The organism is Desulfobacter sp. (assembly GCA_028768525.1).
Classification (GTDB): domain Bacteria; phylum Desulfobacterota; class Desulfobacteria; order Desulfobacterales; family Desulfobacteraceae; genus Desulfobacter.
The window spans coordinates 4,312,298-4,334,193 of record CP054837.1; the positions used below are offsets into that span (position 1 = coordinate 4,312,298).

A 21,896-nucleotide genomic window follows, 5' to 3' on the forward strand; every position below is an offset into this window, starting at 1 on the left:
TATGGTCCTGACAGGCCGTCTCCGGTCCATGGCATCTTCTCCGAATTATCTTCGTTAGGCTAGGCGACCTTTGATATCTCCATGGGCCGCGACCGGACCCAGGTCTTTCTCAGGAGATGAAAGATCTCCGTGGGCATGTCCCGGGGCAGGTCCACCTCGGAGAAATTCGTATTGATGGTGATGCCGGTGATGAATCGGCTTTTCAGGCCGGCTTCGTTGGCAATGGCCCCGACGATGTCCCTGGGCTTTACCCCGTGGCTGCGGCCCACTTCAATGCGGTAACGTTCCATCCCGTCTTTAATGGGTCGGGGGGCCTGTTTGTTAGTGGATTTCTTGTCCCTGTCCCTGCCTGCACTGCTTTTCCGGGAGGAGGCTTTATCGGATCTGGCCTTCCGGGTATCTTTCTGGGGCATTTGCTTTTTTTCCATGAGAAAGGGGCCATCTCCGTGGGTGAGTTTGCCCAGGGCTGCGGCCACTTTTGTTATGGGCACCCCGGTGGTTTCGGCGTAATCTGCGGCCAGGTCTTCGAAGATGTCCAGGTCCGGCGATTCAAGGGCTTTGGTGATGGCGGCGTTGAAGGCTTTGATCCGTTTTTTGTTTACGGCCCTGTCCGAGGGAAGGTTGACCTGTTTAAGCTCACGGCCCACGGCCTTTTCAATTTTTCTGACCATCCAGCGCTCCCTGGGGCGGACAAAGAGGATGGCGTTGCCGGTCCGGCCGGCCCGGCCCGTGCGCCCGATGCGGTGGATATAGGGTTCGGTTTTGTCGGGCAGGTCATAGTTGATGACGTGGGAGATCCGTTCCACATCCAGGCCCCTGGCCGCCACATCCGTGGCCACCAGGATATCGGTGCGGCCCCGTTTCAGCCGTTCTATGGCGGCTTCCCTGGCATTCTGGGCCATGTCCCCGTTCAGGGCTTCTGCCCGGTAGCCCGCCCCTTCCAGTTCCTTGGTAATATCAATGGTGGCGGCTTTGGTTCTGGCAAATACGATGACCCCGTCAAAGGTGAGGGCGTCCAGGAAACGGATGAGGGCGGATGATTTGCTTGCGCCCTTTACCATCCAGAATTCCTGGGTGATGGTGTCCGTTCCTGAGGTGTCGGCTTTGATGGTGACGGTTTCGGGGTCCCGGAGGTATTTATCTGCGATTTTCCGGATGGGCCGGGGCATGGTGGCGGAGAACAAGGCGGTCTGGGTCTCTTCCGGGGTGTGGTCGAATATCCATTCCACATCGTCGATGAATCCCATGTGGAGCATTTCATCGGCCTCGTCCAGGACTTTGGCAAAGAGATGGGCAAGGGAAAGGGTTTTGCGCTGGATATGGTCCATGAGGCGGCCCGGGGTGCCCACCACCACGTGAACTCCTTTTTTAAGTGCCTTGAGCTGGATGCCGTAACTCTGCCCCCCGTATACCGGCAGGACGCTTAATCCTTTCATCTTGCTGCCGTAGGTTTCAAAGCTTTTGGCCACCTGGATGGCCAGTTCCCGGGTGGGGGTGAGGACCAGTACCTGGGGCCGGCGCAGGTCAAGATCGATGCGGGAGAGCAGGGGCAGGGCAAAGGCGGCTGTTTTTCCGGTGCCGGTCCTTGCCTGGCCCACCAGGTCTTTTCCGTTGAGGAGCAGGGGGATGGTCTGGTCCTGTATAGGGGTGGGGGTGTGGTAGCCTGAATCTGCCACAGCCGAGCGCACAGGTGCGCTCAGGGACATCTGGTCAAACCCGTTGCCGGGCATGGTCTGTTGTTCTGACATGGGGTGTTGGGAATCCTTCTGGATGATTTAAAAAGAGTGGTAATATACAGGGGCGGATATAAAAATGCAATGATTTATTTTATATTTTCAACCATATCCGAAGGCGCTATCCCATATTTTTCAAGAATTGCCCTATGCGCTTCTGATTTTTTGAACTCACGAAGCAGGATTGAAAAATTGCGGCATAGGCCTTCCAGCCGTCGATGCGCTTTTGAAAAACCGACATACAATTTCTGGGTATGGATTGGCGGTGTTAAGAATTCAATTCGGTCCCTCATCCCCATTTGATTGGCCGTCGCAATCACAACCGCTTGATTTTCAGCGGCTAAATCATTTCTACCTTTCAGCAGTTTTGTAATGAGCATTTTCGTATCAACCGCCCCGTCTTTCTGCAGATAATCAGCCTGATCAAAGGTTTTCCCATAACTGAAGCCCATGATAACGCCGATACGATACCCTTCCAGCCTTTTATAGGAACCGTTGAACAGGATCGGCTTCCCATATTTTTTGAAAAGCATGGTTCTGGATATACTGATATTTTCATCGGGATAATATGTGAATCGCTCTCTTTGTGGGGTCTTCAGCATAGAAATCAATACATCGGCTCCCCCCTTCTTAAGTTGCGCCAAACATCTTTTCCAGGGGTACATTTTGAATTCTGCTTTGAGGTTCATCTTTTTCAAAACGGAATTGAAAATATCCATTTCAAAACCGGACGGCAGTTGATTTTTTTGATATGTATACGGAAACCATTGGGTATAAACAACACGAATTTTCGCATCCTCACCGTTGGCCGCAGGTGGGGCTGCAATAATAAAACAGCATATAAATAACAAAAGTGATTTCAGTATCGTTGAATTCATTTTGTTCCAATACATATTCGCCTGCCAATATCAAGAAACGGCTTATCCTGAACCTCAATTCTATGATGAGGTTATCCTGTTCCGTGTCCGGAATGCAAGGGGAAAGAAATTGCATTGGCAAAATGGGTATTGGGTTTAAATAGTTCCGGGTGATTGGCCGGACCGGGGAATACTTAAACCAAAGGTCTCTCCCCTGTTACGGCCCGGGGCTTGATTTTAAAAAAACAGGCCGTATTTCAATGAAAGAGCGGCTGGACGGGGGGCATCTTATCATGTATTCTAAACCGGCATGTCTTTGAAACCAATAGCGATAACAAGGAGGATGGAATGAAAATTTTGGGTATTTCCGGAAGTCCGCGTAAACCAGGAGCCTCAGGCGTTATGAAGTTGGTTGAAACCGTTCTGGAGAACACCGGCTGCGAATATGAATTGGTGTCGCTTCGGAATAAACAGATCGCGGGCTGCATTGCCTGCCTGGGATGTGTCAAGGATAATGTATGCAAGGTCAAGGATGATCTGACCCCCCTGAGAGAAAAAATCGTTGAAGCAGATGCCTTTGTCATCGGCGCGCCCAATTATTATTCCACCCTCAACGCACTCACCCATGCCTTTTTGGAACGCTGGTTCCAGTTCCGCCACCAGACCGGACGGACCCTGTGGGGAAAACTGGCTGTGGCAGTGGGCGTGGGCGGTACCGGCGGGGCGGCCCCGGCGGATCAGCTTGAAAAGTTTTTCATGTATAATTTCATTGAAACCGTGGCCAAGGTCCAGGGCCAGGGGGCGGCCTCCTGTTATACCTGCGGATTCGGGGAAACCTGCCAGGTGGGAATCCCCAACATGATCCACGGCCCCGGGGTCAAAATTACAGACAATATCATTCCGGATGTGGAAAAACAGGCCGATGTGATGGCTGCGGCGGCGGAGGCCGGCCAGCTTCTGGGAAAACGGCTGGGTGAGGGGCATGACCGGACAAAGGTGGCCCAGGCGGTACAGGATAAAATGATGGCCATGTTCGGCCAGACGGTTTGATTCCGGATATGATGATTTAAGTAAATTTACAGGATTGATCTGTTGGACTGGAATATAATTTACGGTTGCCTTAACCTTTTGTCTTCCATGGCAAGCATCGGCCTTGGGGCGCACCTCTTCCGTGACCGCCGGAACAAACGGGCGCAGTTTCTCATTTTTCTTATGGCAGGAACGGCCGTATGGGCAGGGGCCTACGGCATGGAATTGATCTGCCCGGGCCTTGAATCCAAGCTCATGTGGGTACGGGTGGAGTACCTGGGTGCGGGGGCCGTGGGGCTGCTCCTGCTCCGGTTTGCCCTGGTTGCCGTGGAGAAACCGGGCCGGATGGCCTGGGGACTTTCCCCCTGGCTGTGGGCCGTGCCCCTGACGGTGATGGCGGCCGCCTGGTCCAATACTATCCACGGCTTGGTGTGGCAGGATGCCTGGCTGGTGACCAAGCCGGAGATCCAGTTCCTTCAGTATCACAGGGGGCCTGTATTCTGGTTTCATACCTGCTTTTCATACCTTTGCATTCTGGGGGTGTTGATTCTGTTGATCCGGGATGTTGTGACCTCCCGGGGGCTCCAGCGGAAACAGGCCGTGGTGCTTATCTGCGGTATTTCCATTCCCTGGGCCGCAAACGGGGTCTACCTGTTTGAACTGCTGCCCGGGATGGCCCATGTGGATTTGAGCCCGACGGCCTTTATGGCCTCCTGTGCCTTGTTTTCCCTGGGGCTTTTCCGCTACCACCTGCTCCATCTGCTGCCCCTGGCCCATGAGGCGGTCATGGACGGCCTGGGGGATCCGGTCATTGTGCTGGACATGGATGACCGGGTGATGGAACTCAACCGGGCCTGTATATCCGCATTTGATCTTGGCCCATTGCCGTCGGACCCGGTGTCTGCTCAGCTCCTTTTTCCGGGGCTGTATAGAAAGATCTGTGATTTCCGGGGGAAACAGCCCAGGGAGTTCCAGTGCCGGTTGGAAATAGCCGGAGGGCGGCCCAGGGAATGGCATATACGGGTGTCTCCCCTCTGGGAGAACTGGGAGCACCAGAGTGGATGGCTCCTCCTTTTAAGGGATATCACTAGCCGGGTGGCGGCGGAAAAGGCCCTGAGGGAAGCCAGAAATTATGTGGACAGCATCATCAATTCCATGCCTTCGGTGATCATCGGGGTGGACCGGGAAGGCCGGGTGGTTCACTGGAACCTCGGTGCCGAGAAAATGACCGGTATTGAGGAAGCAAAGGCTTCGGGGATGAAACTGGACCTGCTGTTGCCCCGGCTTTCCCCCTATTGTGAAGATATTGAGAGGGTTGTTGAAACAGGGATGCCCAGGCATAGGGAAAAACAATCGCTCTCCTTGAACGGTGTTTCCATTACCGCGGATATTATGATTTTCCCCATATTATCAGGGAGCACGCCGGGGGCAGTGATCCGGGTGGACGATATCAGCGATCAGGCCAGGGTCAGCGAAATGCTGGCCCAGTCTGAAAAAATCATGTCCATCGCCGGTCTTGCTGCGGGCATGGCCCACGAAATCAACAATCCCCTTGCCGGGATGATCCAGAATGTCCAGGTGATCCGGAACCGGCTATCAAAGCCCTTGCCGGCCAATCTGGAAACGGCCCGCCGGTATAATCTGGACCTGGACCGGGTTGCCGCTTACATGGAAGACCGCAAGATTTTCCGCATGATGGACCAGGCCCTTGAGGTGGGGGCCCGGGCCGGCAAGATTGTGGAGAACATGCTGACCTTCAGCCGGAAAAACGACGGGCTGGTGTCCAGCCACAGCCTCCCGGAAATGATGGATGATACCATTTCCCTTCTGGAAAAGGATTTCACCCTCCGCAGCCAGTATGATTTCAGATCGGTGAAGGTTGAAGTGGCAGACCGGGACGCCCTGCCACTGGTGCCCTGTGAAAAAAGCCGTCTGCAGCAGGTTTTCTTCAATATTCTGAAAAACGGCTGCCAGGCCATGGCCCAGGCCGGTACGTCCGACCCCACTTTTTTTATCCGGTATTTCCTTGACCGGGATATGGCCGGGGTGGAAATCCGGGACAACGGGCCCGGTATGGACGAGACGGTCCGGCGGCGGATATTCGAACCGTTTTTTACCACCAAATCCGTGGGGCGCGGCACCGGGCTGGGCCTGTCGGTATCTTATTTCATCATTAAGGAAACCCTGGATGGAGAGCTGGATGTCAGATCCGCCCCGGACGAAGGGGCCACCTTTACCATCAGGCTTCCCCTTGGGCGATCAGCCGGTTAATACCAGGTTGACCCCTGATTTTTTCATCACTGCGGTGACGGTTGGGGGCGGTTCCCGATCCGTGACCAGGGTGTGTATTTCAGCGATATTGCCCAGTTTGACCATGGCGCTCCGGTTGAATTTGGAATGGTCGGCCACCAGGATGACCTTGCCGGCATTGTCCATGATGGCCCGGGCCACATCCACTTCCATGAAATCGTAATCCAGGAGGGTGCCGTCCCCGTCGATGCCGCTGATGCCGATGATGCCGATGTCCGCCTTGAACCGGCGGATGAAGCGGATAGCCGAATCTCCGGTAATCCCGTTGTCCCGGGCCCTGACAATGCCGCCGGAGACCAGGACCTGGAAATCTTCGTTGCTGCCCATGATGGCGGCGATGTTCAGGTTGTTGGTGATGACCTTGAGTCTTCTGCGGTGGGCCAGGGCCCTGGCCACCTGCTCGGTGGTGGTGCCGATATTGATAAACAGGGAAGAGTTGTCCGGCACAAGCGCTGCGGCAGCACGGGCAATATCCTTTTTTTCGGCCTGGAGCAGCTTTTTCCGACGGGTATAGGCCAGGTTCTCCGTGGAACCGCTGGCGGCGGCTCCGCCGTGGTGGCGGGTGATCCGGCCCTCCTTGTTCAAGGTATTGATATCCCTCCGGATGGTCTGGGGGGTGACCTTGAACTGCCGGGCCATCTCCTCTACGGTGGCAAATCCGTTTTCCCGGACAAGTTGCACGATTCCGTTCTGGCGTTGGGTCATTGGGCGTTGCCTGGGCGCCATGCGTACTCCTGTTTGAAAGTGAACATTACAGGGACTTTTGATAACATGGTTGTTACGGGATATCCAGTTAAAAATACAGGTGAAACAGGAAAAAGCATGGGGCCTGCAGGGCGTCGGCTGGTTCAACAGTATTCACTTGCGAAAGTGAAATAAAGGTGCTACTTTCATTTCCGAACATTTAATGGGGCAAGGATTAGGGGTCACAAAAAATGACACAGACCATAGAGACCCAGGTTCTCATCATCGGCGGCGGGGCCACAGGCACAGGCCTTGCCCGGGATCTTTGTCTGCGCGGCCTGGATGTGGTGCTGGCTGAAAAGGGAGATCTCAATGCCGGCGCGTCCGGGGCCAATCACGGCCTGCTCCATTCCGGAGCCCGGTATGTCCATTCCGACCTTGAAGCGGCCATGGAGTGCCGGGCCGAAGGTCAGATCCTCAAAGAAATATGTCCCCAGTGCATCGAAGAAACCTCAGGGCTTTTCGTGGCCGTGCCCGGCGATGATGAGGCCTATATCGCCGATTTTCCCCATATGTGCAGCAGGGCCGGTATTCCCTGCCGGGAACTTGCAGTGGCCGAGGCCCTTGAAAAAGCCCCCTGCATCGCGCCCGATGCCATTGCCGTATACGAGGTGCCCGATGCGGCCATTGATCCGTTTAAACTGGCCATTGAAAACATGACCCAGGCACGGGGCCTGGGGGCCAGGTACCTTTCGCATACCCGGGTGGCGGGATTTGAAATGGATAAGGGCCGGATGGTCCGTGCCCGTGTCCGGGATACCCGGACCGGGGATGAATTTGCCATTGCAGCACAAATAATGGTCAGTGCCTCCGGGGCCTGGGCCGGTGAAGTGGCGGCCATGGCCGGACTCCACATTCCCATGGTCTTTTCCAAGGGAACCCTGCTGGTCACTGGCCAGCGGCTGGCAAAGCCCGTGATCAACCGCCTGCGCAAGGCCAGCGACGGGGATATCCTGGTGCCCGGCGGGGTGGTTTCCATCATCGGCACCACCTCGGTCCGGGTGGACTGCCCGGATCGTATTTTCCCCACGGTGGAAGAGGTGGACCTGGTGATCAACCAGGGCCGCCAGATGGTACCCGACCTGGGTGTCCGCCGGTATATCCGTGCCTATTGCGGGGTACGCCCCCTGGTCAGTTCCCAGGGCGGGGACGACCGGAAGGTGACCCGGGGCTTTTCCCTTATCGACCATGAAAAGGAGGGCGTCAGCAATTTTATTACCATTACCAGCGGAAAACTGACCACCTACCGGCTGATGGCCGAGAGAACTGCGGACATGGTCTGCGGCAAACTCGGCATTTCAGAACCTTGTAAGACCGGGGTGCTTGCCCTGCCCATGGCTGAAACCGGCGACTGGACAGCGCCCGGCGCCTCCCTTCGCCAGGGGTACCGCCTACCGGACCGGGACGATCTGATGATCTGCGAGTGCGAAATGGTGCCGGCCTCGGCCATGGACGCCATTGTTGAGGATGTCAAGCGCCACCATGGGCAACCGGATCTGGTCGCCATCGGGCTGCGCAGCCGCCTGGGCAAAGGTCCCTGCCAGGGGGCCACCTGCAGCACCCGGGCCCTGGCCCGTCTTTACGACAACGGAGAGGTGCGGGGGCGGGAAGGGATTCGGGCCCTGAGCCGGTTTCTGGATGAGCGGTGGAAAGGGGAGCACGCGTTGCTGTGGGGCGATTCCCTGGCCCAGTCCTCCCTCAAGGAAATGATCCACTGCGGCCTGTTCTGCCTGGAGATGCAGGGGGATGAAGATGGATAAAACCATCCGCTGCGATCTTTTGATTATCGGTGCCGGTGCGGCCGGGATGATCGCGGGCATCCGGGGCGCATCAAGGGGCCTGGATACCGTAGTCGCAGGCAATCCCTCTGCTCTGGCCTTTTCCAGTGGGATTCTGGACTACCTCGGGGTTTACCCGGCGGGGAATAAAAAAATACTGGCTGATCCCGAAAAGGGACTGGAAGGGCTGCTGCAGGATTTCCCCAACCATGCCTATGGCCTGGCCGGAAGGGAAAAGACCCGTGAATATTTTGAATTTTTGAAAGCGCAGCTTGATCTGGCCGGTCTGCCCTATACCCGGATGGCCGGGGGAAAAAATATGACCGTGCCCACGGCCATGGGGACGCTGCGGCCCGGGTTCCTTGTGCCTGAAACCATGGCGGCGGGGGCCGGCGCCATGGGGCGGGGGGCAAAGGAGATGGTGCTGCTTGTTGCCGGGATACGGGGCCTGGCCGGATTCAGCGCCGTTCAGGTGGCCGAGGGGCTGGCACCTTTGTTTTTACGGACCATTCCCTTTGAGGCGGCATTGCCCGGCATCGGGACCGGGGTTCCCCCCCAGATTCTGGCGGAAAAAATGGCTGAATCCGGGGGCGTGGAGTCATTTGCGGCCGCCCTGCTTCCCCATGCCCCCAAGGCGGATATCATCGGCCTGCCCGCGGTCTGCGGCATTGAAGGCAGCGGCGATATCGCGGCGTCACTTGCCCGGCGGCTGAATAAGCCTGTATTTGAAATACCGGGGCCGCCCCCCTCGGTACCCGGGCTGAGACTGAAACGGGCCTTTGAAAAACGGCTGGCAGACTCCGGCGGCAGGCTTTTATCCAATGTCCGGATAAAAGACCCCGTATTCGACGGCAGACGCTTCACCCTGAAGGGAGAGGCCGATCCGGAACCCTTACGGATCAGGACAGCGGGGGTGCTTCTGGCAACGGGGCGGTTTTTCGGCGGCGGGCTCCATGCCCGGCGGGAACGGATTGTGGAGCCGGTGTTCCATCTGGATGTGGCCCAGCCCACAGGCCGGCGGCTCTGGCATGACAACCGTTTTTTAACCCCGGGTGGCCATGCAGTGAACCGGTCGGGCATTGAAACCGATGAATTTTTCCGCCCCCTGGACGAACGGGGCCGGCCGGTCTATGCCCATCTCTATGCGGCCGGAAGCATCCTGGCCCACAACGACTGGGCCAGGCTCAAGTCCGGAACGGGCACCGCCCTGGTATCCGCCTGCAAGGCCGTGGATGCCTTTGCCAAGGCCGGGGAGGGCATCCATGGCATTTAAGATTATCCTGATCACGGTCTGTTGTTTGAGTTTCATGGGGCTGATCTTCCGGTTCATTACCATGGCCCGCCTGGGCGGGGTGTTTGAGCGGGACAAGTCTCCCCTTGCCCGCCGGCTTTTTAACATCAATTATGCGGGGGCGCTTTTCAATACCCTGTTCCAGGTTCGCCTTTTCCGGGCCGGGAAACTGCGGTGGCTGGCCCATGCCCTGGTTTTTTCCGGATTCGTCTATTTAGTTTTTGTCCATGCCCTGGACGATTGGACCGGCGTGGTTTTTGACTGGTACCAGCCGGGTATCGATCCGTTCAGGATGCTTCGGAACCTGGCAGGTGTGATGGTGGCGGCGGGTTGCATCTCCTTTTTGGCCCGGCGGATGAGCCGGTCCAGAATCAACCGGGAGCGGCTGCGCCGGGGGCTGAGGTTCAGGGTCAGGGGTACCCTCTCGGTCATGGTGATTTTGGGATTGATCTCCAGCGGTTTTTTCACCGAAGCCCTGAATATCATGTCCGAGGTCCGGTTCAATGAGATGGTGGAGGAATATTCGGGTTTGGTTGGGGAGCCGGAACTGGTTCATTTAAAGGGCTATTGGGCGCGGTATTATGACGTGGCCTTTGCCGGCGGCATATCTGTTCAGGGGGTGGATCTGGAAGCGGGCGGGACATTGAATGAAGAATACTGCCTGGAGTGCCACACCCGTCCGGCTGCTGCCTTTGTCTCCGCCCCCCTGGCACGAATGGGAGGGCGGGTGAATCGATTTTTGGCCCGGTTCCGCCTGGACCGGGTGATGTACTGGATTCACCTGGGGCTGGCCCTGACCCTGTTGCTATTTCTTCCCTTTTCCAGGATGTTTCACATAGTGGCCGTCCCCCTGGCCTCCATGGGCAGGCGGGTGGGACCGGAAAACCTGGGCACGGACATGGGCGCCCTGGACCTGGCTGCCCTGACCGCCTGTACCCATTGCGGGTTCTGTTCCAAGGTCTGTTCCGTATATCCCGATTACCAGATTTCAGAGAATCCCCAGGTGCTGCCCCATGTGAAGATTGAGACCCTCAAACGCCTGGCGGGAAAAGGCGTGTATGACATTAATACCCTTACCCAACTTCGATCCGGCAATGACGACTGCACCCTTTGCGGGCGCTGCGCCGATATCTGCCCCTCGTCCATTGACCTTGTCCGGCTGTGGACGGCGGCTGGCCGCCTGATGGACCGGCTGGGCTGCCCCGATAATTATATCTCTGCCATGGAGACCCCCTTCGGGGCCTGGATGGGAACCGGGGACAGCGGCCGGCCGGCTGTGCGTCCCGCTTCGGAATCGGGGGCGGTTGCGGGGGACGGGGTGCTGTCCGGCCTTATTTTTCAGGCCGATGCATTTGAGCACTGCGTCCAGTGCACCCTGTGCACCAACGCTTGCCCTGTGGTGGCCCAGGATATGGCAGACAACGATATGGGGCCACACCAGATCATGAATCTGCTGCGTCTGGGAGAGATCCGCATGGCATCGGGAACCCGAATGGTCTGGCATTGCCTGACCTGTTACGCCTGCCAGGAAATCTGTCCCCAGTCCATCCGGGTGACGGATATCATTCTGGAATTGAGATGCCGGGGGCAGGCCAGGGCCTTTGAATTGACCCGGGCACGGCTGAAAGGGGGGCTGTGATGCGGCTGGCATATTTTCCCGGATGCAAAATTAATTTTCATCTGCCCGCCTACGGCAAGGCCGTTGAAAAGCTGATGCGCCACCTGGGCATTACCCTGGTGCGCCTGCCCTTTAACTGCTGCGGCAACCCGGCCCGGGGCAAAGACCCCGCAGCCTCGGTGCTGGCGGCGATGACCAATATTGCCCTGGCCCAGGCCAGGGGCCTGGACATTTTTACCCCCTGCAAATGCTGTTTCGGCCAGCTCAAGCACGGGATGCACTGGTATGCCACGGACCCGAGAATCCGGGAGCAGGTGGATACGGCCCTGGCCGGGGAGGGAATGGTCGTGAACGACTCCTGTCTGGTCGAGGAGGCCGACACCGGCCGCCTGGCCCGCCGCCAGGTTGAAATCCGCCACTTGCTGGATTTCCTCTACCATGATATCGGGGTTGAAAAACTGGCCGCCATGGTCACCACCCCCCTGCCGCCGGAAAGGGTTGTGCTTCAACAGGGCTGCCATGCCCTGCGGCCTTTTTCCGTCACCCGGTTTGACAACCCCTTTGCCCCCAGAATTTTCCGGGAACTGGTTCAGTGCACCGGCCTTGAAGTGCTGGACTGGAATAAGGAAACCGAGTGCTGCGGCGATCCGGCCGCAGAAACACATAGCAGCCTGGCCGCAAAGATCCTGTCCGGCAAACTGGCACATGCCAAAAAGGCAGGCGCCGGGTGGATCTGCACGGCCTGCACCCACTGCCAGATCCAGTACGAGAGATACGGGGGCGCCGATATCCGCGCCCTGCCTTTTGCCCTGGTTCTGGGCGGTGCACTGGGAATTACCCCCATAAAAGGCATGAATACGGCCTGATGTTTTCAGACCAAAAAATAATTGAAAACTGATTGTATTTTAATAATTTGTCCCTATTCTTAAGGACAGGTTGTGACAACCGCAACTGATGAAAAGGAGTTAGCTTCATGGAAAAAAAATATGTTTGCACCAACCCCCAATGTGGCGATAACGAAAAGGATGCCTATGTCAAGGTGGTGAACCAGGAAAGCGTCATGGATGAGCAGAACATGGCCCAGATGTTCTGTCCCAAGTGTAAATCCCGCCTTGAGAGCCCGAAGGAGGAAACCCCAGCCACCTGCTGAAGCCAGACGCTGTCGCTGCTGTTGCTGCTGTCGCTAAGGTCGCTGATCGCGTTTGGCACTGCCGCCACCTAAAGACTCGCATATAGATGCGGTAGGAAAAGGAGGTATCTGTTGAACCGCTTTTTATTGTTTTTTGATAAGCGGGCATAATCCGGCAGCGGCACGATTCCGTTTTAGTATTCCCGGTCGTTCTGACCGGGAATACAGTGAACGAACTGCCGTCTTTGCCGTCCTGACCGACGCCAGTTCATACGAGTTCCCCCGCCCCTCGGTTTATACATCCAGATGAGCCTAAATTGCTTAGTGTATTGAATGATTTTCGCTGTATGGTTTGTGACGGTCCCCAAAGCTTGAACAGCCCGGGTGCTTGAACTTATAGAGGCTCCTGACTCTGCTGAGCTTAAAAATTTATTAAGAGCTTAACAGCATCCTAATCAAATTCTAATTCCTCACGCATAGTTTAGAATTGAAAAAAAGCTTCTTAAGATATGCAAAGGATAATTCATGTCCAAAATTATCACGTCAAATTGGATAAAACCCATTATTTTAGTCAGCCTTTTAATCGGCAGCATTATTTTTGTTCAAACGATTCCTGTTGAAATTACTTCTGGTGATTCTATTGCGGAGTTGTTTTACCTTGAAAAATAATAACTTCCCAACTGATGCTTAATGGTATTGGCTATCGGCTTTTCTCCTGCCCCCGTCAAGATCTGGCATGCGGTCATATTCTGAACTTGTGGGCTAAAATCAAGATTATCTTCGATAAAATTTTTTTTCATATTGTTTGCTGTGGCTTTGAAATGGCAGATCGTGCTGAGTGAGCATAGTTGTGCAGGCCTTGGGCGGAGAGGGGGCAAAAGCGGCTTTTGATGAGCGGACTGCCATGGATGAGCAGAATCTGGCCCAGATGTTCTGCCTTAAGTGTAAATCTTGCCTTGAGAGCCTTTAGGAGCCTGTTGATTACTCCACTACGCTGCAATGCTGCTCGGGCTGCTGACGCAGCCTGGGCCACTGGCGCCGGTTATCCTTAAGCCCTGGCTATTTTGATGATACTTGAACATAAAGACGTTCTATTCATCTGCCGAATAGGAAGGGTTTTTCTGTCGGAAATGGTAAAAGATTTTAAAATTATTTATAATTCTTGTTGTTGCCCCGTTTGGGATAAGGGCAGGAACGGCTTACTCCCGCCCTTATGGCAATTTAAGTTTCTTCGATTATTTCTGTTTTTTTCTATTGGCTCCGGCAAGGCCCAGTAACCCGATTCCCAGAAGCAGGATTGTGGAGGGTTCTGGGATTGCAGGAGGTTCCTGCTCACTGAGATTGAATACGATATTTGAGCGTGCATCGGTCCCTAAATTGAGTGCGAACATTGAGCCGTCTCCGCCATAAACATAAAGAGAATCAAGATTTACATAGCTGAGTGGGTCAATGGTTAAAGTCCAATCTCCCCCCAGGGCGCCTATTGCACCACCGTCACCGTATGCCTGGTTATAGTAAAACCGCGCCTCAAAAAAATTAGAACCTGTTTCTTGCAATTCATTAGGATCATCTGACACCAGAACACTGGGATCAGTCGAGCTTCCTGTAACCGCGATATCTAAATCGACCGAACTGGTACCACCTGTTGCGACAACGTGGCCAAAGATCATATTGAAAGACAAACCGTCCGACCCATCATAAAAGAAGAGATGCCCTCGCCTATATTCCGTTTGGGCGGGGCCATTCTGTATGCGGTTAGCAGCGTTATAGTAGTCATAATTATCTATGGTACTGAGAGATCCCGAGTAAGATGCTATAGAGCCAAGTAAGGTTCCTCCCTGGGTAACATCTATCATCGAAGCACTGACGGTTCCTGCCATTAAAAACACGAAGACAGGAACCACTATCAGGATGAAACGTTGTAATTGTTTTAATCTCATTTCTTACCTCCTTTATTTTGAAATAATTTTCAATGTCCAGCGTGATAACATGGAATGCCCTTGCACCAAAGCTGAACGACTTAATAACGCTTTGTTGGTAAAAACAAAGTGTTATCATTTGTTTTAACGATTAAGACTGAGTCCACCAAATCGAATGTTGTGGTGATCAAATGCACGGAATAACAGAGGAGAAAGAAGCAGGATAATGTTATGACAGAGGAAACTAAAAATTTATATTTAGTCTGATTGCATCATGCAAGAAAAATACCCGAAATTTATAATAATTCCCATCCTTTAATTACAATATTTAAGCTGTTTTTGGTTACTTTTTTCATATGGAAAAAAAGTAATAATGGGAATAAACCGATCTATAAATAGGAAAAGAATTATACACAATCTTCGAGGGCAATAGGTATGTTGTACTGCCTATAGAGCTCAAAAAGGCGTTCTCCATCGCTTTATGATCCAAAAAATCCCTGATTGGGCTGCTGGTGGCGGTTATCCTTGATCCCCGGGCGGTTTGTTGATACAACAGCAGTGAAATTGTTCTACCCACCTGCCGAATAGGGAGAGTTCCATGTCAGAAATTAATGTGACCAACTGGGAAGACCATCTGGTGGCGCCGGAACGGGTGCTGAATCATATCCAGCCCGGTATGACCGTATTTGTCGGTACCGGACCGGCAGCCCCCCGTACCCTGATCCGGACCCTGCTGGATGTTGACAAGCACAATATCCGGGACCTTGAGTTGGTGCAGCTGGCGGTACTGGGGGAAACAATCCTCCACCTGGACCGTCTCAGCGCCCCCAACTACCGGATGAAAACCTTTTTTGCCGGTTATGTGGCCTGGGATACCATTTCCGAAGGCCAGGTGGACCTGATACCCGCCTATACCTCAGAAATTCCCGAGATCATCAAATCACGCCGTGTCAACATGGATGTGGCCTTTATTCAGATTACCCCGCCCAATGATGCGGGGTATTGCAGCCTGGGTGTGGCCGTGGACGTGGCCCGGGAGGTCATGGACAAGGCCCGGCTGGTGGTGGGGGAGGTCAACATGGACATGCCCTTTACCTACGGAGATACCTTTGTTTCCATTGAGGAGTTCGACCTGCTGGTGAAATCCGACCGGGCGCCGGTGACCTATGAACCGGCCCAGGTGCCTGATGTGATGAAGCGGGTGGCCGCCAATGTGGCCTCCCTGGTCCGGGACGGGGACTGTATCAACTGGTCCCACGGCCCCCTGTTCGAGGCCCTGGTGCCCTTTTTATCCGATAAAAAGGATCTGGGCATCCATTCCCTTTATTTTACCGATGCCACGGCCGAGCTGGTCAATTCCGGGGCTGTGACCAACCACCGCAAATCCCCCTTCCGGGGTAAATCCCTGGCCTCCTACGCCCTGGGAACAAAGGAATTGATGACCTGGCTCCATAAAAATCCCCTGGTGGAGTTCCAGGGCATTGACTGGGTCTGCAACTCCCAGTTTATTGCCAATAACCCCCAGTTCACCGCCATTTATGAGGGACGCAAAGCCGATATCCAGGGCAGTGTGGCCTTTCCCCTAAAGGGCAGTGTGATCACCGGCCCGGGGGAGGGCATTGATTTTTACAAGGGGGCAGAGGCCTCCAAAGATGGGGCCACCATCGTGGGCCTGCCCTCCCGGAATGAAAAAGGGGAGTCCAACATCCTGGTTTCCATCCAGGACTATGTCAACCAGCTGAGGCTCCGGGAGTCGGTCCATGCCATGGTCACGGAGTACGGGGTGGCCATGCTCAAGTGGCGCCCCCTGCGGGAACGGGCCCAGGCCATCATCGACATCGCCCATCCCGATGACCGGGAGGAACTCATCCGCCAGGCCAGGGAGCGGAAGATCATCTATCCCAACCAGATTTTCGTGAGCCGGTCCGCCCACCTCTACCCGGACCATATCGCCTATACCAAAACCTTTAAAGGCGGAAAAACCGTCCGGTTCCGGGCCATGAAGCCCTCGGACGAAGAGGCCATGCGCCGCTTTTTCTACCGCTGTTCCAAGGAAATGGTCTTCTACCGGTTCTTTTACTCCATTAAAACCATGAGCCACGACAAAATGCAGGAATACGTCAACGTGGACTATGCCAAAGAATTTTCCGTTGTGGGATTCGGCGGTAAAAAGGGGGCAGGCAAGATGATTGCCGAGGCCCGCCTGGTGGTGGGGGAAGAGGACAATGTGGGGGAAGTGGCCTTTCTCATTGACGAGGATTACCAGGGCGCGGGCATTGGATCCTACCTCATGGACCTGCTCATTGTGGAAGGCCGGAACCGGGGACTGGACGCCCTGTGCGCCCAGGTGCTATCGGACAACCAGCCCATGATAAAAGTCTTTGAAAAAACCGGGCTGCCCGTGGAGTCCCGCCTGGAAAGCGGGGTGTACCAAATCAGTATTAAGATTAAAAAATAATCATCCCATACGGGTGAATACGGCCTGGTACAGCACTGCTGCCAGGGCATTGGCCACGTTCAGGGAATTCTTTTTCCCGAACATTGGGATGTGGACGGCGTGGTCGGCTGCAGCCAGCACATGGGGGGAGATGCCGTACTCTTCATTGCCCATGACGATAACCGCTTTTTCAGGCCAGGGGTAATCATGGCAGGCGCTGGAACCTGAGATGGTTTCCACGGCAATGATATGGTATCCCCGGGCCTTTTTTGTTTCCAGGCAGCCGGCAAGGTCCTTGGTGTGCTCTTCTGTGATGTTATCCTGGGCCCCCATGGCTGTTTTCCTGACCTGGGGGCTCTCTTTTCCCAGGCAGTTTCCCAGTATAATATGGTCCACCCCGGCGGCTTCGCAGGTCCTATAGATTGAGCCCACGTTGAACAGGCTGCGCAGGCCGTCCAGGGCCACCTGGTAGTCCATGGCCGGCCGCTGCATCAAGGGCTGTTCCCTGTCGCCGGTCACCACCCGGTCCAGAAGATCGTAATCCCTTGGTGCCAGGCCCAGGAGGGTTCTGTGCCGGTGGACGGCATCGGAGACATAGGCCAGCCGGTGGGGAACTCCAGATTCCACCGGGGCCTCGGCGGCGGCAAGGCCCATCCAGATGCAGATGGTCTTATACTCCCGGGCGAAATCAAGGAAGGCCCCTGTGCCGGTGCGTCCGGCGGCCAGGGTCTGGTAAATGCCAGAAAGCCAGTCAATGAGGTGTTTGTGGCGCCCTTTGTCCGTAAGGGTTAAAAATTTTTTCCGGGTAAATCCAAATCCTTTCATGGGCTGGTTATACCATTGGGAAGGCTGGCGGTGCCAGGCTTTTCCCCGGTGGTGGAATAAAAATTTATGTTTCTTACCCGGACTGCCGATAGTCTAAGTCTATAAGGATCATTATTTCCGGTCTTTTAAACGAGGAGAAGAAAAATGAACGGCCTGTCCCAGATTAACCCGGGCGGATTAAGGCAGCATGGCGGGTATGGCGCCATGTCCAGCAGCACCACCGCTGTGAATTCCTATGAAAGCCTTAACGCCGGACTGACCATCCAGACCCGTGAAGGGGATATCGTCACGCTGTCCGCCAGCATGTTTTCCGAGTTGGACGCCAATGAATACACCAGTCAGGGAGAGTTTGCCGGCAAACGAGGCAGTGTCTCGGCAGCCTATAATGAACGGGAAATTACCCTGAGTACGGGTGAAGCATTTACCTTTACCGTAAAAGGGGATCTCAGTGAAGAAGAGCTTGAGGACATCGAAGCCATCGTCTCCGGCGTGGATGCCATCATTGGCGAAATGGCCGAAGGGGATATGGCGGATGCGGTTTCCAAGGCCCTGTCCATGGGAACCTATGATTCCATTTCTCAGTATGAGGCCGATATCAGCATGGAACGCGCCTATGCCGTTTATGCCGAAAACAGCTCCGCCGCCTATGGAAGGGGGCGGGGCCATGGTTACGGCAGAAGCCTTGGGCCGGCAACCGGGCAGGAGGCCGTTCCCGTGGCCTCCGAAGGTGAAAGCGTCTCCTTTATGGACAAGGTGGCGGCACTTCTGGAAGAGCAGAGGGAAGAGACCGTGGCATGGGCCAGGCAGCCCCTGGGACAATTGTTCAGCCACCACCTGGAGGCCCTGGAAACGCCAGATGACACAGATGCGACTGAAGGGGTCGACGGTGTGGATGAAGGGACCGATGGTGTGGATGAATTGGTTGCGGCTGAAAATCAGCCCCTGTACCAGGTGCTTGAAGATGCCGCGGAAAAGGTGGATGAGCTGATCAATACCATGATGAAGGATTTGTTTGGAAACACCCTGGACCAGATGATTTAACCAGATAATGCGTTGGGATAAAAAAATGGGGGAGGCCGAATGGTCTCCCCCATTTTTTTGTTTTATTGCCGGTAACTAATTCAGGCCGCATCGGGCCAGGGCGGAATCCACAATGTGGTTGATGAGCCGTTTGTAGTCTTCCATCTCCCCTTGTTCGGAGGCATGGTGAAGGGTGTAAATCTGGGGGCTCCAGCTTTTGATGGGCTTGAGGCCGGGGATGCCGTTGACCTCAATGATTTTAAAATTGCCCTCGCTGTCCAGCCTCATGTCGGCCCGGACATGGTCCAGGCAGTTCAGGGCTTCCATGGCCTTGGCCGTCACGGCCACGGCCTGCTCGGAGAGGTCCCCGGCGGGTTTGATCTTGGTGGCCCCCACGCCCCTCAGATCGGCCCTGAGGATGGGGTATTCGCCGAAAAGGGAGGGATCGACCATGACTTTGCCGGAAAGGTATTCCTGGTATTCCCCGTTGCCCAGCATGAGTACGGTGTATTCCTGGCCGGGCAGGTATTCTTCCACCAGGGCGGGCTGGTCGTAGGTGTCGTGGATGAATTTGACCTGGGCGGCCAGTTCTTCGGCATTGTTGACCACGCTGTTGTCGGAGATGCCCACGGAGCGGCTTTCATAACTGGGTTTGACAAAGGCGGGAAATTTCAGGTCCGGCATGGCCTCGCCCTTTTCGATCTGGTAGTGGTAGGGCACGGCGCAGCCTGCTTTTTCCATGATGTCGTGGGTGGCGGTTTTGTGGATGAGCGCCTTCATGGTGGCGGCATTGGGGCCGATGTAGGGGATTTTGCGTTCGTCAAGGATGTCGGCCACCCAGCGGTCGTCCCCTTCGCTCATGCCGATGGTGTCGGCATTTTCGTTGACGTGGTACAGGGCGCTCCAGATAAGGTCAAATTCATGGGTTTCCAGGGCCTTGTCCAGCTCTTCCATGTTGGAGACATAGGCGATTTCAGCGGATTTTTCCGATGCGTTGATGGCCTTGGCAACTTCCTGGGTAACGGCCATGTCTCCCCAGCCCTGGGCATCTCCCCCCGGGCCTGTGATGATTAAAATTCTTTTCATGGTTCTCCTCGTTTAATCAATATCAATGCTGAACAGGTCCCTGTCCAGTGTATACGTTTTTAAAGCGGTTACGGTTGCAGGCGAGACCCCTGACAATAATTTTTCATAGGCCTCGATCCGGGAGGGTTCCCAGGTCACCCGGGACAATATGGTCATCCGGATTTCCGGGCTGCCGCCGGGGGTTGCACCCTGGCAGGCCCTGTCCACCATCTTGTCGTTGGGGTTGAGAATTTCCACGGGGTTCCCGGTGTGCTGTTCCAGGGCGTTTTTGAACTGGTCCCGGCAATAACCGAAGTGGGTGCAGCAGAGGGCGGCATATATTTTCCCTGGCGTTTTGTCCAGCTGTTTTGCCGCGGCCCTGGCATTCTCGTCAATCATCGTTTTGACTTCATCGCCAAAGGGGGCCCGTTCGATTTTTCCGGCCAGGTTGAGGCAGCCCTGGGGAATGATGCGTCCCGGGTCAATGCCGGCGTCAACCAGGGCGGTTTTATGGCTGTTTTCCTGGACGGTGGTGGGGGTGCCGAAGATAACGGCCCGTCCGGCGGGATCCTTGTCCAGGGCGGTTTTCACCATGCCTGCCCCATGGTCCACAATGCCGGTGACCGGGATGTGTGTTTCCCCGGCGAACCGGGTAAAAGGATAAATCACCGAGAGGGTGTTGCAGGCGATATAAATGTGGTCGGGATTGAATTCTCCCATGGCGGCCATGGCATTGTGGAATACCTTTGCCCTGGCCTCCCGGTCCGGGTAGTGGTTGTAGCCCTTATGCTGCTGGGGCCAGGCATTGAAATAGATCAGATGGATGCGGTCGTACCGTCCATCGGTTTTCAAGGATTTTTCCATGCCGGCGCATACCGACAGGCCGCCCAGTCCCGAATCGGTGATTAAAAGTGTTGTTTCTTTCATTGAATTTCCCTTGTGAGCCATTCTTCGGCAATATCCCTAGCCCATTGGGGGGAGTCCCCCATTTTATTATCCACGATCCGGGTGAGCAGGTCCTTCCAGTGGTAAAAGTGCTGGGCCGTGGTCAGGCGGTTCCTGAACATGGCCGCCCCCTTGCCGGGTTCTTCCCCCTCCATTTTACCCAGGATCATGTTGACTTCGTTTTTAAATCCGGCTGTACCGTAATAATCGATGAAACCGTTCCAGGCCGCCAGGGCGTTCTCTTCGTCAAACAGGGGCAGGGAAATCTCCTCCAGCCGTTGGAAAAAACGATTTTCTTCCTCTTCCTGCAGCAGGGATACGCCCGTGTCGTGGATGCGGTAGGGGATGATGTCGAATCCGGCCACGCCTTTCTGGGCCAGTTTAAGGTTGACCATATATCCCAGTTTGCGCCAATGGAATTTGGTGGGCTGGTAAAATACAAAATTGCCCAGGCTGCAGCAGACCGGCACCCCCTTGTGGATGAAAATCCCCTGGGGGACGTGGGGGTGATGGCCGATGACCGCATCGGCCCCGGCATCGGCAACGGCTTTAAAGGCATCAATGACGTAGGCCGGGGGATAGGGGATATATTCCAGGCCGCAGTGGACCACGGCGACCACGGCGTCGGCCTCTGCTTTGGCTGTTTTAATCTGGGCGGCCACTGTTTCCAGATCCCAGCCCATGACCCCCGGGCCCTTTCCGGCGGCGGTGAGGTCCTCGCCTTCGCTGAAGTTGACCACGGCGACTTTGAGACCGCAGGTTTCCAGGATCAACGGGGCTTTGGCCTCGTCCAGGTCCATTCCGGCGCCGGTGTGTCTGATGTTCCGGCTTTCCAGCGCGTTTATGGTTTCTTTAAAGGCAACCGTCCCGAAATCAAACATATGGTTGTTGGCCAGGGTGACCGCGTCAAAGGGAACGGCGGCAAGGCCTTCCACATGACAGACGTTGCCCTTGAACACGGCACCGCTCTTTGTGACGGGAGCGCCGGTGTCGCTTAAGGGGGCTTCAAGGTTGACCAGGGACAGGTCGGCTTCCCGGATCAGGGGCAGCAGGTCCCCGTATACGCCTTCAGGATTTTTTTCAATTAAAGGGGCAAATTCCCGGATGGGGGCCCAGTCCCCTGCGATCATCATATGGGCGACGGGGCCGCGGCCGTTGGACCAGGTCCCTGTTTTAAAATTGATATCTTTCATTTT

General features: G+C 55.3%; 18 protein-coding genes. 10 read left to right on the top strand and 8 right to left on the bottom strand.

All coding sequences use genetic code 11. The features are described 5' to 3' along the window. Positions 1-59: 59 nt before the first annotated feature. Both HUN04_19065 and HUN04_19070 read right to left on the bottom strand, forming a co-directional pair. On the bottom strand, positions 60-1,748 hold the full coding sequence (locus HUN04_19065) for a DEAD/DEAH box helicase (GenBank protein WDP91689.1): 1,689 nt from the start codon (positions 1,746-1,748) through the stop codon (positions 60-62). 74 nt (positions 1,749-1,822) lie between these two features. Next, on the bottom strand, positions 1,823-2,626 hold the full coding sequence (locus tag HUN04_19070; GenBank protein WDP91690.1) for a transporter substrate-binding domain-containing protein: 804 nt from the start codon (positions 2,624-2,626) through the stop codon (positions 1,823-1,825). Positions 2,627-2,938: 312 nt separating this feature from the next. Between HUN04_19070 and HUN04_19075 the strand changes: the two genes are divergently transcribed. After that, positions 2,939-3,640, top strand: a complete 702-nt coding sequence (locus tag HUN04_19075; GenBank protein ID WDP91691.1) for a flavodoxin family protein — start codon at positions 2,939-2,941, stop codon at positions 3,638-3,640. Between the two features lie 42 nt (positions 3,641-3,682). Next, positions 3,683-5,890, top strand: a complete 2,208-nt coding sequence (locus HUN04_19080; protein WDP91692.1) for a PAS domain-containing protein — start codon at positions 3,683-3,685, stop codon at positions 5,888-5,890. Here the strand turns inward: HUN04_19080 and HUN04_19085 are convergent. Further along, entirely contained in the window at positions 5,879-6,634 is a 756-nt protein-coding gene (locus HUN04_19085; GenBank protein ID WDP93343.1) for a DeoR/GlpR transcriptional regulator, read from the bottom strand. The two genes, HUN04_19080 and HUN04_19085, sit on opposite strands and share 12 nt — an antisense overlap. 230 nt (positions 6,635-6,864) lie before the next feature. On the opposite strand from HUN04_19085, the gene glpA reads away from it, so the two are divergent. From glpA to HUN04_19115, 6 genes are all read left to right on the top strand, one after another. Then, positions 6,865-8,433, top strand: coding sequence for an anaerobic glycerol-3-phosphate dehydrogenase subunit A (glpA, locus tag HUN04_19090; protein ID WDP91693.1), 1,569 nt, complete (start codon positions 6,865-6,867; stop codon positions 8,431-8,433). Further along, entirely contained in the window at positions 8,420-9,724 is a 1,305-nt protein-coding gene (gene glpB, locus HUN04_19095; GenBank protein ID WDP91694.1) for a glycerol-3-phosphate dehydrogenase subunit GlpB, read from the top strand. The genes glpA and glpB overlap by 14 nt, the downstream gene beginning before the upstream one ends. Further along, entirely contained in the window at positions 9,714-11,381 is a 1,668-nt protein-coding gene (locus tag HUN04_19100; protein ID WDP91695.1) for a 4Fe-4S dicluster domain-containing protein, read from the top strand. Before glpB ends, HUN04_19100 begins: the two co-directional genes overlap by 11 nt. After that, entirely contained in the window at positions 11,381-12,226 is an 846-nt protein-coding gene (locus tag HUN04_19105) for a CoB--CoM heterodisulfide reductase iron-sulfur subunit B family protein (GenBank protein WDP91696.1), read from the top strand. The genes HUN04_19100 and HUN04_19105 overlap by 1 nt, the downstream gene beginning before the upstream one ends. A gap of 107 nt (positions 12,227-12,333) precedes the next feature. Further along, on the top strand, positions 12,334-12,510 hold the full coding sequence (locus HUN04_19110; GenBank protein ID WDP91697.1) for a hypothetical protein: 177 nt from the start codon (positions 12,334-12,336) through the stop codon (positions 12,508-12,510). Between the two features lie 504 nt (positions 12,511-13,014). Continuing rightward, positions 13,015-13,158: a hypothetical protein gene (locus HUN04_19115; GenBank protein WDP91698.1), complete on the top strand. Its 144-nt coding sequence runs from the start codon at positions 13,015-13,017 to the stop codon at positions 13,156-13,158. Between the two features lie 566 nt (positions 13,159-13,724). Here HUN04_19115 and HUN04_19120 read toward each other — a convergent pair. Then, entirely contained in the window at positions 13,725-14,429 is a 705-nt protein-coding gene (locus HUN04_19120; GenBank protein ID WDP91699.1) for a PEP-CTERM sorting domain-containing protein, read from the bottom strand. A gap of 577 nt (positions 14,430-15,006) precedes the next feature. Between HUN04_19120 and HUN04_19125 the strand changes: the two genes are divergently transcribed. Continuing rightward, a complete protein-coding gene (locus tag HUN04_19125; protein WDP91700.1) occupies positions 15,007-16,866 on the top strand; it encodes a GNAT family N-acetyltransferase in 1,860 nt (619 codons plus the stop codon). Here HUN04_19125 and HUN04_19130 read toward each other — a convergent pair whose 3' ends face one another. Then, entirely contained in the window at positions 16,867-17,670 is an 804-nt protein-coding gene (locus HUN04_19130) for a hypothetical protein (GenBank protein WDP91701.1), read from the bottom strand. It lies immediately after the preceding gene. Between the two features lie 144 nt (positions 17,671-17,814). Here HUN04_19130 and HUN04_19135 point away from each other — a divergent pair, with 144 nt between their 5' ends. Beyond that, positions 17,815-18,711, top strand: a complete 897-nt coding sequence (locus HUN04_19135; protein WDP91702.1) for a hypothetical protein — start codon at positions 17,815-17,817, stop codon at positions 18,709-18,711. Positions 18,712-18,786: 75 nt separating this feature from the next. Here HUN04_19135 and HUN04_19140 read toward each other — a convergent pair whose 3' ends face one another. From HUN04_19140 to HUN04_19150, 3 genes are read right to left on the bottom strand one after another with little or no spacing between them, the layout of a single operon-like run. Next, positions 18,787-19,776 (bottom strand): hypothetical protein, encoded by a 990-nt coding sequence (locus tag HUN04_19140; protein ID WDP91703.1) that lies wholly within the window; start codon positions 19,774-19,776, stop codon positions 18,787-18,789. 12 nt (positions 19,777-19,788) lie between these two features. After that, entirely contained in the window at positions 19,789-20,682 is an 894-nt protein-coding gene (locus HUN04_19145; GenBank protein WDP91704.1) for an aspartate/glutamate racemase family protein, read from the bottom strand. After that, a complete protein-coding gene (locus HUN04_19150; GenBank protein ID WDP91705.1) occupies positions 20,679-21,893 on the bottom strand; it encodes a CapA family protein in 1,215 nt (404 codons plus the stop codon). Before HUN04_19150 ends, HUN04_19145 begins: the two co-directional genes overlap by 4 nt. Between the last annotated feature and the right edge of the window lie 3 nt (positions 21,894-21,896).

Bases quoted from the DNA above. Each gene is read 5' to 3' on its own strand.
- HUN04_19065 (WDP91689.1), bottom strand. From the start codon at position 1,748: ATGTCAGAACAACAGACCATGCCCGGCAACGGGTTTGACCAGATGTCC.
- HUN04_19070 (WDP91690.1), bottom strand. From the start codon at position 2,626: ATGTATTGGAACAAAATGAATTCAACGATACTGAAATCACTTTTGTTA.
- HUN04_19075 (WDP91691.1), top strand. From the start codon at position 2,939: ATGAAAATTTTGGGTATTTCCGGAAGTCCGCGTAAACCAGGAGCCTCA.
- HUN04_19085 (WDP93343.1), bottom strand. From the start codon at position 6,634: ATGACCCAACGCCAGAACGGAATCGTGCAACTTGTCCGGGAAAACGGA.
- glpA (WDP91693.1), top strand. From the start codon at position 6,865: ATGACACAGACCATAGAGACCCAGGTTCTCATCATCGGCGGCGGGGCC.
- glpB (WDP91694.1), top strand. From the start codon at position 8,420: ATGAAGATGGATAAAACCATCCGCTGCGATCTTTTGATTATCGGTGCC.
- HUN04_19100 (WDP91695.1), top strand. From the start codon at position 9,714: ATGGCATTTAAGATTATCCTGATCACGGTCTGTTGTTTGAGTTTCATG.
- HUN04_19105 (WDP91696.1), top strand. From the start codon at position 11,381: ATGCGGCTGGCATATTTTCCCGGATGCAAAATTAATTTTCATCTGCCC.
- HUN04_19110 (WDP91697.1), top strand. From the start codon at position 12,334: ATGGAAAAAAAATATGTTTGCACCAACCCCCAATGTGGCGATAACGAA.
- HUN04_19115 (WDP91698.1), top strand. From the start codon at position 13,015: ATGTCCAAAATTATCACGTCAAATTGGATAAAACCCATTATTTTAGTC.
- HUN04_19120 (WDP91699.1), bottom strand. From the start codon at position 14,429: ATGAGATTAAAACAATTACAACGTTTCATCCTGATAGTGGTTCCTGTC.
- HUN04_19125 (WDP91700.1), top strand. From the start codon at position 15,007: ATGTCAGAAATTAATGTGACCAACTGGGAAGACCATCTGGTGGCGCCG.
- HUN04_19130 (WDP91701.1), bottom strand. From the start codon at position 17,670: ATGAAAGGATTTGGATTTACCCGGAAAAAATTTTTAACCCTTACGGAC.
- HUN04_19135 (WDP91702.1), top strand. From the start codon at position 17,815: ATGAACGGCCTGTCCCAGATTAACCCGGGCGGATTAAGGCAGCATGGC.
- HUN04_19140 (WDP91703.1), bottom strand. From the start codon at position 19,776: ATGAAAAGAATTTTAATCATCACAGGCCCGGGGGGAGATGCCCAGGGC.
- HUN04_19145 (WDP91704.1), bottom strand. From the start codon at position 20,682: ATGAAAGAAACAACACTTTTAATCACCGATTCGGGACTGGGCGGCCTG.
- HUN04_19150 (WDP91705.1), bottom strand. From the start codon at position 21,893: ATGAAAGATATCAATTTTAAAACAGGGACCTGGTCCAACGGCCGCGGC.